The organism is Winogradskyella echinorum (assembly GCF_014297365.1).
Lineage (GTDB): Bacteria > Bacteroidota > Bacteroidia > Flavobacteriales > Flavobacteriaceae > Winogradskyella > Winogradskyella echinorum.
This window is the reverse complement of record NZ_JACOQD010000002.1, coordinates 731814-745523: the sequence shown is the minus strand read 5'-3', so window position 1 is coordinate 745523 and position 13710 is coordinate 731814. Positions and strand designations below refer to the sequence as shown.

13 protein-coding genes are annotated in these 13710 nt (G+C 32.5%); 9 read left to right on the top strand and 4 right to left on the bottom strand.

Translation table 11 applies throughout. The features are described 5' to 3' along the window. The first annotated feature begins 46 nt into the window (after positions 1 to 46). The 5 genes from rpmB to H8K90_RS10370 all read left to right on the top strand — a co-directional run bounded on the left by rpmB (position 47) and on the right by H8K90_RS10370 (position 3564). On the top strand, positions 47 to 283 hold the full coding sequence (rpmB, locus tag H8K90_RS10390; RefSeq protein ID WP_186845894.1) for a 50S ribosomal protein L28: 237 nt from the start codon (positions 47 to 49) through the stop codon (positions 281 to 283). Between the two features lie 26 nt (positions 284 to 309). Next, on the top strand, positions 310 to 492 hold the full coding sequence (gene rpmG / locus H8K90_RS10385) for a 50S ribosomal protein L33 (protein WP_008271040.1): 183 nt from the start codon (positions 310 to 312) through the stop codon (positions 490 to 492). Positions 493 to 498: 6 nt separating this feature from the next. Continuing rightward, positions 499 to 651: a DUF4295 domain-containing protein gene (locus tag H8K90_RS10380; RefSeq protein ID WP_008271041.1), complete on the top strand. Its 153-nt coding sequence runs from the start codon at positions 499 to 501 to the stop codon at positions 649 to 651. A gap of 140 nt (positions 652 to 791) precedes the next feature. Beyond that, a complete protein-coding gene (gene ftsY, locus H8K90_RS10375; protein ID WP_186845893.1) occupies positions 792 to 1766 on the top strand; it encodes a signal recognition particle-docking protein FtsY in 975 nt (324 codons plus the stop codon). 124 nt (positions 1767 to 1890) lie between these two features. Continuing rightward, the gene (locus tag H8K90_RS10370; protein WP_186845892.1) at positions 1891 to 3564 is read left to right on the top strand and encodes an amidase family protein; all 1674 of its coding nucleotides are present in this window, start codon (positions 1891 to 1893) and stop codon (positions 3562 to 3564) included. A gap of 53 nt (positions 3565 to 3617) precedes the next feature. Here H8K90_RS10370 and H8K90_RS10365 read toward each other — a convergent pair whose 3' ends face one another. Both H8K90_RS10365 and H8K90_RS10360 read right to left on the bottom strand, forming a co-directional pair. Continuing rightward, a complete protein-coding gene (locus tag H8K90_RS10365) occupies positions 3618 to 4589 on the bottom strand; it encodes a fibronectin type III domain-containing protein (RefSeq protein WP_186845891.1) in 972 nt (323 codons plus the stop codon). Between the two features lie 142 nt (positions 4590 to 4731). Next, positions 4732 to 5811: a serine hydrolase domain-containing protein gene (locus tag H8K90_RS10360; protein WP_186845890.1), complete on the bottom strand. Its 1080-nt coding sequence runs from the start codon at positions 5809 to 5811 to the stop codon at positions 4732 to 4734. 80 nt (positions 5812 to 5891) lie between these two features. On the opposite strand from H8K90_RS10360, the gene rimO reads away from it, so the two are divergent. Continuing rightward, on the top strand, positions 5892 to 7196 hold the full coding sequence (rimO, locus tag H8K90_RS10355) for a 30S ribosomal protein S12 methylthiotransferase RimO (RefSeq protein ID WP_186845889.1): 1305 nt from the start codon (positions 5892 to 5894) through the stop codon (positions 7194 to 7196). 22 nt (positions 7197 to 7218) lie between these two features. Here rimO and H8K90_RS10350 read toward each other — a convergent pair whose 3' ends face one another. Together H8K90_RS10350 and H8K90_RS10345 are read right to left on the bottom strand one after the other, a co-directional pair. Next, a complete protein-coding gene (locus H8K90_RS10350; RefSeq protein ID WP_186845888.1) occupies positions 7219 to 7761 on the bottom strand; it encodes a DUF4287 domain-containing protein in 543 nt (180 codons plus the stop codon). Between the two features lie 274 nt (positions 7762 to 8035). Further along, positions 8036 to 9850: a tetratricopeptide repeat protein gene (locus tag H8K90_RS10345; RefSeq protein WP_186845887.1), complete on the bottom strand. Its 1815-nt coding sequence runs from the start codon at positions 9848 to 9850 to the stop codon at positions 8036 to 8038. Between the two features lie 230 nt (positions 9851 to 10080). Between H8K90_RS10345 and H8K90_RS10340 the strand changes: the two genes are divergently transcribed. The 3 genes from H8K90_RS10340 to H8K90_RS10330 all read left to right on the top strand — a co-directional run bounded on the left by H8K90_RS10340 (position 10081) and on the right by H8K90_RS10330 (position 13703). Continuing rightward, positions 10081 to 10728: an outer membrane beta-barrel protein gene (locus H8K90_RS10340; RefSeq protein WP_186845886.1), complete on the top strand. Its 648-nt coding sequence runs from the start codon at positions 10081 to 10083 to the stop codon at positions 10726 to 10728. Positions 10729 to 10841: 113 nt separating this feature from the next. Continuing rightward, entirely contained in the window at positions 10842 to 11351 is a 510-nt protein-coding gene (locus H8K90_RS10335) for a T9SS type A sorting domain-containing protein (RefSeq protein ID WP_186845885.1), read from the top strand. Between the two features lie 30 nt (positions 11352 to 11381). After that, a complete protein-coding gene (locus H8K90_RS10330; RefSeq protein ID WP_186845884.1) occupies positions 11382 to 13703 on the top strand; it encodes a peptidase G2 autoproteolytic cleavage domain-containing protein in 2322 nt (773 codons plus the stop codon). Positions 13704 to 13710 lie beyond the last annotated feature (7 nt).

The window sequence follows — 13710 nt, the reverse complement described above, 5'->3', positions numbered from 1 at the left end:
AATTAGAATAAACAGAAAAAATTAATAGACCTAAAGAAAGAATACAATGTCAAGAGTTTGTGAACTTACTGGGAAAAAAGCGATGGTTGGAAACAATGTTTCTCACGCTATGAATAAAACAAAACGCAAGTTTAACGCTAATTTAGTGAAGAAGCGTTTTTTCATTCCTGAAGAAGATAAGTGGGTAACATTAAAAGTTTCTACATCTGCATTAAAGACTATCAATAAAATTGGTATCTCTGCAGCATTAAAAGAAGCTAAAGCAAAAGGATTTTACAAATAATAGCGTAGCGCTTAAGTCAATTTACAATGGCAAAAAAAGGAAATAGAATACAAGTTATCTTAGAGTGCACAGAGCACAAAGCTTCTGGTCAACCAGGAACTTCAAGATATATTACAACGAAGAATAAAAAGAATACGCCAGACCGTATGGAGATTAAGAAATTTAATCCTATCCTTAAGCGTATGACAGTTCATAAAGAGATAAAATAAGAAAACATGGCAAAGAAATCAGTAGCATCTTTACAGACAGGATCAAAGCGTTTGACAAAAGCGATAAAAATGGTGAAATCACCAAAAACTGGAGCTTACATGTTCGTAGAATCAGTTATGGCACCAGAATTTGTTAATGACTTTTTAAACAAAAAATAAACTACATATAAATGTAGATTTACAAAACTGCTTTCATTTGAAAGCAGTTTTTTTATGGCTATATTTGAGCAAATCTGACAACTTAGCAGTAAAATATTAAGGGCAAGGTTGTTGCTATTAGCTAAGCAAATACAAATTACATGAGTTTTTTTAAAAAAATATTCTCTTCCGAAAAGAAAGAAACCCTAGATAAAGGTTTAGAGAAATCTAAATCTTCTTTTTTCAATAAATTAAATAAGGCTGTAGCCGGAAAATCTAAAGTCGATGACGATGTTTTAGATAATCTTGAAGAAATCCTTGTTACCAGTGATGTTGGTGTAAATACCACTCTTAAAGTTATTGAACGCATCGAAGAACGTGTAGCAAAAGATAAATATTTAGGAACGTCGGAGCTAAATAAAATTCTGAGAGAAGAAATAGCAGGTTTACTGTCTGAAACAAATTCTGGTGAAGAGACTGATTATACGATTCCAGAATTACCAGCTCAAGAAAATGGTAAAAAAACACCTTACGTATTAATGGTTGTGGGAGTTAACGGTGTAGGTAAAACGACTACTATTGGTAAATTGGCGTATCAGTTTAAAAAACAAGGTTTAAAAGTAGTACTTGGTGCAGCCGATACGTTTAGAGCAGCAGCCATAGACCAATTACAAGTTTGGGCAGACCGAGTAGATGTACCTATGATACGACAAGAGATGGGATCAGATCCTGCTTCCGTAGCCTTTGATGCTTTGCAATCTGGTGTTAACCAAGATGCAGACGTTATAATTATTGATACTGCTGGTCGTTTGCATAATAAAGTCAACTTAATGAATGAGCTCACCAAAGTAAAGCGAGTGATGCAAAAAGTAGTTGGTGATGCACCACATGATGTATTATTGGTTTTAGATGGCTCTACAGGACAAAACGCTTTTGAACAAGCTAAACAGTTTACAGCTGCAACTGAAGTGACGTCCTTAGCCGTTACTAAATTAGATGGTACAGCAAAGGGCGGAGTAGTGATTGGAATTTCTGACCAGTTTCAAATTCCTGTAAAATATATTGGAGTAGGAGAAGGTATTGAAGACTTGCAAGTCTTTAATAAGTACGAGTTTGTGGATTCATTTTTTAAGTAATAAAGAAAGCATCAGCTATTCTGAAAGTATTTTCAGAATGGATATTATAAAATTTTGAGTATAAGACTTGCTAGGCTATTGAAACCTGTCAGGTCTTTTCGTATTTTTATAAAAAATACTAACCATGCGCAATATTCTATTTCTTCTTGTTTTCTGTTTTATATTATCCTGCAAAAACACAAAATCATCAGATGTTAAAACACCAGTTGATAATTCTAAATCTACTGAACAATCTTCTTCAGGTGATTCCTCAGATATAGATGCTATTTCTACTAAAGATTTCAGAGAGTTTAAAGTTTTAGATTCTAAAAATTTGACAAAAGCTGAAATTTGGGCAACCATTAATCCTCAAATGGAAGATTTTAAAGAAGCCGATTATAATAGATTAAAACCATTGATTTTAGAGCAAGATATTGAAACACTTCAAAATCATATTGTAGAGGGTAAATTCAATTATCAAGAGCTAACCAAATTCTACTTATATCGTATTAGAAAGTTTGATCGTGAAAACACATTGTCATTAAATTCTGTTATTGCAATTAATCCTAATGTAATTAAGGATGCATATATGCTTGATGAAGTTGATGATTATGACGAAATACATCCTATTTTCGGAATGCCAATACTTTTAAAAGACAATATTAATGCGTCTAACATGGCAACAACTGCAGGTGCTGTAGCTTTAAAAGAAAATATTACTGATGATGCTTTTATAGTAAAGCAATTAAAATCTAAAGGTGCATTAATTTTAGGAAAAGCCAACTTAAGTGAATGGGCTTACTTTTTCTGTGGAGACTGCCCAAGTGGTTATTCTGCTGTTGGTGGACAAACTCTAAATCCTTATGGAAGACGAATTTTTGATACAGGTGGTTCAAGTTCTGGAAGTGGAGTAGCGGCTTCAGCAAACTTTGCAGTTGCAACTATTGGTAGTGAAACGTCTGGTTCTATTTTATCGCCTGCCAGTCAGAATTCTACAGTAGGATTAAAACCAACCATAGGATTAGTAAGTAGAAGTGGAATTGTACCAATATCTTCAACATTAGATACAGCGGGACCAATTACAAGAAATGTAATGGACAATGCCATTGTGTTGGATGCTATTTTTGGTGAAGATAAATCAGATAGTAAATCGTTTATGATTATGTGGGAATCTGGTTTTTATGCAAAGGATTTAAAAACGGCAAATTTAAAAGGTAAACGCTTTGGAGCACCAAAACGTTTATGGGAAGATACTTTATACATTACTGCTTTAGAAGTTTTAAAGCAACAAGGTGCAGAAATAGTAGAAATAGAAGAAGAAAAGTTAGGGCTGCCAAACTTCCTTAGATTGTTAAATCTGGATATGAAAAAAGATTTACCAGCTTATATGGAAGGCTATGCAAATGAAGATATTACATTGAGAACTGTCTCTGATGTTATAGCCTTTAACTTAAAGGATTCATTAAATACCATGCCTTATGGGCAAAGATTATTTAATGGAATTGCCAATGATTTAGGGGATGCAACATATTTAGAGCGTATAAAAGACACGTTAAGTAGCAATGGAAAACGATACTTTGATAATCCGATGAAAGCACATAATCTCGATGGCTTTTTATCCATAAATAATTATCATGCTGGTTTTGCTGCAGTTGCAGAATATCCTGCACTTACAGTACCAATGGGTTATACAGTAGATGGAGTACCAAAAGGGTTAACGTTTATTGCAAAGCGCCTTCAAGAAAAACAATTACTAGAATGGGCTTATGTTTATGAGCAGGCTTCTAAAGCTAGAGTTGCACCTAAAGATTATAATTAATAAAAAAGCCTTTAGAATTTTCTAAAGGCTTTTTTATTAAGATTTTATATGGATTATGGTCCTGTAACTGTAATTGGGCCAACCCAATCACTATAACCGTCTGTACCGCAATAAGCCCTTACATAAAAATGATAAACAGCACCAGTATGGGTGTGATTTGTAAGTTGTATAGGATTATAACTTGTGTCAATTATAGTACCAGAGCCTGGTGCATCGTTGTAACCAGTTTTGTTTAATTGCCATGTACTTTCTCCATTCATAGCTTCCCAACTAAATACTAATACATCAGCACCTCCAGAAGTCGTATAAATTTGGTCCAACGTAAAATTAACAGGATCTAAACAGCTAGGATTTAAAGGTTCTTCTAAAGTGCTATGAGTTAGAGGTCCTATCCATGAACTATAGCCAGCATCACCGCAAATGTTACGTACATAAAAGTCGTAAGATGTATCTGCGTTTAATCCACTTATTCTAGCATTACTAGGATATATTGTTTGATCAAGTGTTAGAATAGATCCATTTCCTAAAGTAAATCCTTCTATACCGTATTGAATTTGCGAACCATCAAAATCTCCATCAGACCATGATAAATCTATGTGATTATGGCTAACCGAATCATTATACTGCTGTGCGTAAAGATTTCCGGGATCATCACAAAAAGGATTGTTATCTAATGTAACAAAATTAAACGGTGTTGACCAATTACTATATTCACCAGATTCATTACAAAAAACTCTTACATAAAACGCGTATTGCGTTTGCGCTAAAAGATCTTGTACATGAACATAAGTTTCTGGTACAGTTAAAATCGTCCCTGAGCCTTGTGTAAAACCGAATGGACCATACTCAACTTGAAATAAGGCAGAATCAACATCAGTGCTCCAGCTAAATGTAGCAGTGGTATTGGTTAAGTTGTGAACATCTAAATTTGTAGGTTTAGAACAATTAGAGCTGTCTGAATCGTCACCACTCGAACAGCTAAATGCTAAAATAGAAATAGCAAAAAGTAATACTAGTTTTTTCATTGATAAATTTAATTTAAGGGGCACAAATATAGTAGATTACCTACAAATAAATAGACCTTAAATTAATTAATAAATGACATAATTTATGAGGATGGGCGATTGTGTGTATAACACCTTATATATAAGGAGTTTGTGATTTTGATTAGTTAATCAATGCATTGATTTTAGCCCAAAGCTCATTATCAAAATCCGAAAGTCCAAAATTTTCATCATCTGCCGATTCTCCCATTCTTATGATGACCAGTTTTTTACTAGGAACCACGTAAATCTTTTGATCATTTTTGCCTAAGGCAGCATACATGTCTGTTGGTGCATTAGGTATTAATTCACCAGAAAATTCAAATTGTGTTTGAGGTAAGTGATACGTAGATTTACCATTTAACCACCATAAATAACCATAAGCTTGGTTGATGGATTGTGAAGTATTAGTAGCATCATTTAAATAAGGTTCTGGAATAATTTGTTCAGTTTCCCAATTGCCGTTAGCATAAGTTAATAAACCAAAACGTGCCATGCTACGCGTATTGCTCCAGTAAACACTTAAACTACCTAAATCGATCCAGCTTCCAGACATACCAATTTTGTCTTTTAATTTTAGCTCAAAATAATCATCCCAAGTGCTGTTACTTGCTGTAGCCACCACATCTTGTAATTTTACATATACATTATGGTAAGCCCAACGACTGCCAGCATCGGCTACATATTGTAAATTTGCTGATGATACATCATCTCCTAAAGTATCATCCAATCCAGAATCCATAGATAATAAATTCTTACATGTAATAAGATTCTCTTTATCTAATGTAGCACTGGTCCATCCTGTACCTAAATAATCCGAAACTTTATTGTTTATATCTATTAATCCTTCGTCTTGTGCAATGCCCACCACTGCAGTGGTTAATGTCTTTCCTGCACTTGCCCAATACCAAGGTGTAGTATTAACGTGTCCATTGAAGTATTCTTCAACTACTATTTTACCATTATGTACTATCATAAAACTTTTGCTGTTTTTTTCTTCGAGAAAATCTAATAATGGTTGTAATTGACTTTCATTCCAGTTTAACTCAGCAATGGTCTTCGTTTCCCAAGTATCAGAATTTATTGGAGGAAAATAAATGTCTTCATTTTGGGGATTTTCATCATCGGAAGAATCATTATCACTAGAGCAGGATAATACGGAGCATAAACACGTAAAAATAAAGATATACTTAAAAAGTTTCATAAGTTAGGTTTTGCATTTAGACTCGTAAATATATAAAAGGTTTAAATTACGTTGTATCTTTGCAAACTGATTTATAAAACATGCGTACAAAAACTCTTAAGAAAAACAGAATCAACGTTATAACACTTGGTTGTAGTAAAAATGTTTACGATAGTGAAGTTCTAATGGGACAATTAAAGGCTAGTGGTAAAGATGTTGTGCACGAGCAAGAAGGAAATGTTGTAGTGATTAACACTTGTGGTTTTATTAATAATGCCAAAGAAGAAAGTGTGAATACCATTTTGGAGTACATGCAAAAGAAGGAAGATGGTGAAGTGGATAAAGTTTTTGTAACTGGTTGTTTGAGTGAACGCTACAAGCCAGATTTAGAAAAGGAAATACCAAATGTAGATCAGTATTTTGGTACAACAGAATTACCAGGATTATTAAAAGCTTTAGGCGCAGATTATAAACACGAATTGATTGGTGAGCGTTTGACTACAACTCCAAAAAATTATGCCTATTTAAAAATTGCCGAAGGCTGTGACAGACCTTGTAGTTTTTGTGCCATTCCTTTAATGCGAGGGAAACATAGAAGTACTCCAATAGAAGAGATTGTAATTGAAGCTGAAAAATTAGCAGCTAACGGAGTTAAGGAATTGATATTAATCGCTCAAGATTTAACTTATTATGGTTTAGATCTTTATAAAAAACGAAACCTTGCTGAATTATTAGAACACTTAGTAAAAGTTGAAGGCATTGAGTGGATTCGTTTACATTATGCTTTTCCAACGGGTTTCCCAATGGATGTGTTAGATGTAATGAATCGTGAACCAAAGGTGTGTAACTATTTAGATATTCCATTACAGCATATTTCGGATTCTATCTTAAAAAGTATGCGTCGTGGTACAACTAAGGAAAAAACTACAAAGTTGCTTAAAGACTTTAGAGTAAAAGTGCCTGAAATGATTATTAGAACTACGCTTATTGTTGGTTATCCTGGTGAAACACAAGAAGATTTTGAAACGTTGAGAGATTGGGTAAAAGAAATGCGTTTTGAACGTTTGGGTTGCTTTACATATTCGCACGAAGAGAATACGCATGCCTATAACTTAAAGGACGATGTGCCAGAAGAGGTAAAGATGCAACGTGCTAATGAGATTATGGAAATTCAGTCTCAAATTTCTTGGGAATTAAACCAAGCTAAAATTGGGCAAGAGTTTAAAGTGGTTATCGATAGAAAGGAAGGAAATTACTTTGTAGGTAGAACAGAATACGATTCGCCAGACGTGGATAACGAAGTATTGATTGATGCCACCAAAACATACTTAAAGACTGGTGAATTTGCTACGATAAAAGTGATTGAAGCTGAAGATTTTGACCTTTATGGTGAGGTTGTTAAATAAGAAACTCTCAAATTATTATTACTTATAACGCTTTCGAGTAAGCTTCATTCATCCAACCTATTAATTCCTCATCAATATCGTCAATTGTAGTAATCTGAACACGATGTGTGCACATAGTACCAAAAGGGCCAGAATTACCAAGTCTGTCTGTAATTGGTTTATTGGGTAGCTTTAATCCAAGGTCTATGCGTGTTTTGGTAGCAGGTTTTATCAATACAAACTGCCTTTTTCTAATAACACTAACGCTGGTCTTTTTTGGAGTTATAGTAACATCTTTTCCAAACCCTTTTAGAATTGGCAGTAGTTTTTCATAGATAGAAAATAGAGCTTCCTTGCCTTTATATTGATTTGTAACTAAATCATCAGCGGAGTTGTTTTCTTCTTTAGATAAGGTTACAATGGTATTTGCAAAGCCATGAGTGACTCCATGTTCTGTTTTTAAGAACTTAACACCTTCAGAATGTTTAGCGAAGGCTTTTGATTTTAAAATTTTCTTCCATTCGTCTAAAGATTTACCTGTTTTCTCAGGCATGTTATTAATCATGGTTTGAAGTGCTGTGTCCATAACTTAAAATTGTTTTACTAAAGATAGTACAAGTTTAATAATTATGGAAAGTCGAGTAGAAATAATTACTTTAGTTTTCGTAGCGACTTGCAACTGGATGTCGCTAAACTCATCCAGCGCAAGGCACCACAAAACTGGTTTGTCATAATATTAAATGACATAACAAATTTATTATTAAGAGTGCACTTTATAAAATAATTGCTATGGACAATCAGTGGACAATTACAAAATTGTATTGGACAATAGGTGGACTTATGTTATTTTAGTTGTTGTTTTATAGCTCTATAACTAATTCTTGTAAGGATTCTTCTGTATTTAAGTTTAGCTTTTTTCTTAGTCTGTAACGCGCTTTTTTAACTCCCTCAATTGATATGTTTAGGATGTTAGCAATTTCTTTACTAGATAAGTTCATTTTTAAAAGCGACATTAAACGTAGATCATTGTTACTTACATCTGGATATGTACGCATTACATTAGAATTAAAATCTTTGTGAACTTCTTCAAAATAGTTTCTAAACTGATCCCAATTACTATCATTATTAATATCTAAATTTATAGTATTTATGACTTTTTGGTAACTTCTAGAATTTGGGTTGTTATTAGATTTAAGTTCTTTTAATTGGGATTTTAAGTCTAATAAAATTTCATTTTTATGAGCTAGATGTAGTGCATGTGTGGTGAGTTCTTTTTCTTTAAATTGAAGCGAGTTATCTAATTTTTCGCGTTCTACTTTATTTCGTTTCATTTTTTGTCGAAGCGCATAGACTATAGCAAAAGCTAGTGCTAATAAACCAATAAGTGATATAATAAGAAATAGTTTTTGGTTTTCTGCTCTTTGTTTACGTTCTTCTAATAGTTTAATTTCGTTTTCCTTTATAATGAGTTCTTTTTCTTTTTTCTCGGATTGATATTTTACTTCAAGTTCATTCATGCGCTCTATATTTTCTTCTCCAAGAATTTCATCATGTAGTTTATGATAATCTGTGTGATACTCATAAGCCTTTTTAAAGCGATTGAGACCTGCATAAGCCTTGGAAATCTCTAAGAGATCACCAATTTTCTTTTTACGTGTTCCAGTTTCTTCAGCTATTTTTATAGCTTCTTTCATATAATTTAAAGCTTTTCTATATTCACCTTTTTGATTATAAAGTTCACCTAGATGTCTTAAGTTTAATCCAATAAGTGACGTTTCGCCATATTGTTTACTAATTGTTAATGCTTGGTTATAATAATCTTCTGCGATATCTAGACTATCTTGTTGTGCGTAGATCCATCCAATATTATCATATGCACCCGCTAAATCATTGTTATAATTTTTTTCTTTATAAAATGGCACAGCTTCAAATAGTAACGATTTAGCTTTTTCATATTCTTTTTGGCCTTTTAAGTTAAGCGCTAGATTAACATTAATGGTAGCTACATCATCTTGTAGATTTAATTTCTGATAAATAATCTTCGCTTTGTTGTAATAATCATTTGAAATCTCAAAATTTTCAATATCTCCATGAATGTTACCAATGTTCCAATAACTTGCCGCAATACTTTCTTCTGTATCTCCAATTTCTTCCTTTAATTTTAAGCTTTTCATGTGTACCTCTAAACATTCATTATACCTTCCCAAACTCCTAAGTGAGTTGGCCTTATTATTAAGTGCATAAGATACTTGTGTCATATCACCTAGTTTTGTGTACATATCTATAACCAAATCATAAATAGAATCAGACTTTTCGTATTGAGATGTCATATTATGATAAACACCTAAGTAATTGGTTGTTCTGGCAATAAAGTCGTCGTTCTTTAATCTTTTTGCCAGAATAATAGTACTATCTAAATAAGGTTTCGAAGCTAAAGGATTAACATATAAATATTCAACCCAAAGTTGTGCATATGTAATAATCTGTGTTGTGTCTGTTTGTGTTTCAACTACTTGCAATAAACTGTCAACACGTTTTTGATTTTGGCTATATAAACTAGAAACACATAACGCAAAAACTAAAACTAATAGGTAAATCAATTTGTCCACCTTAAGGTAGACATCAGTGTTTTTTTTAGAAAAAGGGACATTAAGTGACGAATTTAATATACTCATGATTTTTGGTTGTTAGGTTATCTAAGATAATGCTAATTATTTTTTAATTATAAAATACTGTAAATCAAATATTTAAACGAATGTGGTTTACCATTGTCTACCTGTAATAAATATCAAAATAAATTTAATACTTCGTTTTTTTTAGGGGTGGACAAAAGGTGGACATGGCGCTTTTTTCTTTTTTTCATCAGTTTTCACGTCTAAATTAGCTATCAACAAAAACTGGTTTCATGCTTAAGAATTATACAATAACTGTAATTGTTTTATTGATTAGCATATCATGCTTTAGTCAACAGCTCTACTTTGAGTTGGGTACAACAGTTTCGTCTTTCGATTACGAAAACTCTCAAGGAAGACCACTAGACAATTTACTTTCTAAATCAAAATCGTACTACGGAATGGGATACAGACAAAGTATAAACTCAAGTAAGACTTTGTTTTTGTCTCTTGGTGCAACTTATAATAATTACGGAGCCATTGGTAGTGAAAGCAGTATTGACAACTATTTTGAATGGGATTTAAGTTACTTAGGAGTAAAAGCTGGACTAGGCATAAAAATGTTTGAATTAAGAGAGCTTACGTTTTTCACAAATGTATCTATCGCTTCAGAATTTTTAATAAGAGGAAATCAAACGATAAATAATGATGTTTTTAACCTAGAAGGTGAGGAAGAATTTAATAACAATATTTTATTCTTTAGAGGAGGAATAGAGATGCAGTATCCAATTTCTAGAAGTACAGCCATTTTTGTGGGTTATAATTATGGTAAATCCGTATTAATAAGTAGTGGTGAAAATGCTGAAAAATTGAATCTGAATGCTCATCAATTTGGAGTTGGTTTTATAATAAACCTGCCAAGATGTTACTGTGATTATTAGAAAAACGGTGTTTAAGTGGACAAAAGGTGGACAAAAAACAAAACTTAATAATATGTAAAAATATAGTTTTAGGTTTAGAATGATAAGAAATAAAAAAAATAGAATAAAATGATATGAAAACAATACTAATCACACTATTACTATTTTGTTTTTTACAACAAATGTATGCTCAGGAAAATTCTGGGTATCGCATAATCAGTTCAAATTTAGGGAGTAGTGGCTCATCAAAAAATGTTGTTACATCAAAAGGGACCTATAAAGTAAGCCAAAGCATTGGTCAGTCTAGTGTTATAGGCACATACGCTAACAATGGCTATTATCTAAGACAAGGTTATCAGCAACCTTTAACTAACGTTAAAGTCACTAATAATTTAGATAATGATTTAAATTTAAAAGTTTATCCTAATCCTTTTGTTAATGTTGTAGTTATAAGCTTTAGTGATACTATGTTTATGGATATAGCTATTATGCTTTTTGATGTGAATGGCAAAATTATTCATAACCAAGAATTCTTACCCTTACAAAAAGTTGAACTCAACTTAAATGATTTATCGAGCGGACTTTATTTTTTAAAAGTAACCTCTGGTAGAAAATATTTTAATGAAAAACTCATAAAGATTTAAAAAGTATCAAAAAAAATAAAACCACCAATTATGAAAAAAATATTAACCTTAGCATTTTTCGTTTGTTTTTTCTCTCTAGCCTATGCGCAAACAGATGGTATTACTTACCAAGCGGTAATTATTGCGCCAGATGATTTAGAATTACCAGGTGTAGATTCGCCAGGTAATTATTTACCAAACACAACTATCGCTATCCGATTTACTATATATGACGAACAAAATCAATTAGAATTTCAAGAAGTACAAACTACAGAAACCGATGAATTTGGTCGTATAAACCTGTTAATTGGTGATGGTAATCATGACTATTTCAAAGAAATGAATTGGAATGGAACACCAAAAGATTTAAAGGTAGAAATTGATTTTGAAGCTGGCAGTAATTTTGAAGAAATGAGCAGAGAACGACTCACGTTTTTGCCTTATGCATTTCATAGAAATATAACAGCAACGGGCACTTTAACTGTTGATGATAGAACTTATTTAAATGGAGAATTGCAAGTAGAAGGACCAACAAATTTAAGTAGCACTCTAGATGTTAATAATGGTAATGCTACAAATCTTACAGGAACCTTAAATGTAGACGGCATTACAGATCTTAATAATGCATTTAATGTTAATAATGGCAGTTTAACAAATTTAACCGGTAATTTAAACGTCGATGGAAGTAGTTTATTAAATAGTACGCTCGATGTTATAGGATTAACTACATTAAATGATTTAGTGGTTAATGGCGAAGCTAGTTTTGGAGATTTAACGGCAGAAAATCTAAAAGTAACAGATTCTACACATCTAGATGGTGGTCTAAATATTACATCAGACTCACAGGTTAAAATCTCATCTTCGATTCAAGGTTCAGATCTAAATATTAAAAATTATCCACTATTAGTCGAAGGTGGTAACCAAGGTATTGCAATTAAAGTTAATGCCGTAGGAGCTCTTAACCAAAACAATTTTGTGTCGTTTTGGGATGAAACACCAGTTGGTTCAGTTTCTCCTCACGATTTAGAAGCTATTACTGGTCCTATTGAAGATGTATTTGAACTTGTTGGTTTAGACACAAGTATTTTTGACGATTTAAATGCGGCAGTTCCTTCTACAGCTAATACCGTATCAGGTGAGATTCTTCCAGATACTTCTGGTCCTATGCTCTGGGGAAGAATTGAAGGAGAGACTAACGAAAGTGAGTTTAGTAACAATGCCGATTATAACTTGGAAAAACTCAGTGTTATTTACGATTTTACTGATGGTACACTCGATTTAGCATGGCAGCTATTAGATAATATTGCGCAAGGTGGTGATTTTGCTGCTGCAGTATCAAGTAGTACAGGTTGTTTTGGATTAGGAACCTGTGTTACAGCACCTATTCCTTCAATAATTATTAATGAAACGGCTGATAATGTTATAATGGCTGTAAAAACAATCGCAGCTGTAGCTAATCAAGTTTTTTCTAGTTATATGTTGTTTACTTTTAATGATAATAAGGTAAAGTATCGCGGAGTTTCTTATGCTTCTGGAGCTGGTGATTATGCAGAATACCTAGAAAGGCTTAATGTCAATGAGGTAATGAGTTATGGTGATATTGTTGGAGTTAATGGAGGAAAAATTTCTAAAAACACCTCTAGTTCTCAGCGTATGATGGTGATATCTTACAAACCTGCTGTACTAGGTGCATTACCACAACCTAGTGAAGAACATTTTTATGAAAAAGTGGCTTTCATGGGGCAGGTGCCGGTAAAAGTTTTGGGTAAGGTAAATATTGGCGATTATATTTTGCCAAGTGGAAATAACGATGGGTTAGGTATTGCAGTATCTCCAAATAAAATAACTATAAGAGATATTAAAAACATTGTTGGTATTGCTTGGGAATCTTCAGAAAATCAATTTAGTATTAACCTTATAAACACTGCTGTTGGGATAAATAATAACGACAACAATACCATAGTAGAAAAATTAGAAAATGAAGTCTTAGCACATAAAAACGAGATTGAAGCTTTAAAAGAATTATTAACAAAAACCATTGAAAGAATAGACAATATTGAAAATGGTACAATAGCATTAGGTCAAAATACTAATAGCTCTACTCAAACAGATAATATTGCCCATGATGGTCGTCATTACGAAGAAGAAAACGGTGTAATTTATTTTGAAGTTTCGGATGAAGAAATTGAAAAAGCTATGGTAATGGCAGAAAAAATGATGAATGAATCTGACATTTCTAAGAGTCAGAATTTCATTTGGAAAAAAATAAACGAAGATCCAGAATTCAAACAGAATTTTATCAATAAAATTAGGGAAAGTATGGATAAGCATATCCATTACCACAAGGAAGTAAATAAGGAAACTAGACATTAATAAAGTC

What these genes read in the sequence shown, in the direction of transcription:
- H8K90_RS10365 (WP_186845891.1), bottom strand. Translation starts at nt 4,589, where the DNA reads ATGAAAAAACTAGTATTACTTTTTGCTATTTCTATTTTAGCATTTAGC.
- H8K90_RS10345 (WP_186845887.1), bottom strand. Translation starts at nt 9,850, where the DNA reads ATGAGTATATTAAATTCGTCACTTAATGTCCCTTTTTCTAAAAAAAAC.
- rimO (WP_186845889.1), top strand. Translation starts at nt 5,892, where the DNA reads ATGCGTACAAAAACTCTTAAGAAAAACAGAATCAACGTTATAACACTT.
- rpmB (WP_186845894.1), top strand. Translation starts at nt 47, where the DNA reads ATGTCAAGAGTTTGTGAACTTACTGGGAAAAAAGCGATGGTTGGAAAC.
- H8K90_RS10360 (WP_186845890.1), bottom strand. Translation starts at nt 5,811, where the DNA reads ATGAAACTTTTTAAGTATATCTTTATTTTTACGTGTTTATGCTCCGTA.
- ftsY (WP_186845893.1), top strand. Translation starts at nt 792, where the DNA reads ATGAGTTTTTTTAAAAAAATATTCTCTTCCGAAAAGAAAGAAACCCTA.
- H8K90_RS10350 (WP_186845888.1), bottom strand. Translation starts at nt 7,761, where the DNA reads ATGGACACAGCACTTCAAACCATGATTAATAACATGCCTGAGAAAACA.
- H8K90_RS10380 (WP_008271041.1), top strand. Translation starts at nt 499, where the DNA reads ATGGCAAAGAAATCAGTAGCATCTTTACAGACAGGATCAAAGCGTTTG.
- rpmG (WP_008271040.1), top strand. Translation starts at nt 310, where the DNA reads ATGGCAAAAAAAGGAAATAGAATACAAGTTATCTTAGAGTGCACAGAG.
- H8K90_RS10330 (WP_186845884.1), top strand. Translation starts at nt 11,382, where the DNA reads ATGAAAAAAATATTAACCTTAGCATTTTTCGTTTGTTTTTTCTCTCTA.
- H8K90_RS10335 (WP_186845885.1), top strand. Translation starts at nt 10,842, where the DNA reads ATGAAAACAATACTAATCACACTATTACTATTTTGTTTTTTACAACAA.
- H8K90_RS10370 (WP_186845892.1), top strand. Translation starts at nt 1,891, where the DNA reads ATGCGCAATATTCTATTTCTTCTTGTTTTCTGTTTTATATTATCCTGC.
- H8K90_RS10340 (WP_186845886.1), top strand. Translation starts at nt 10,081, where the DNA reads ATGCTTAAGAATTATACAATAACTGTAATTGTTTTATTGATTAGCATA.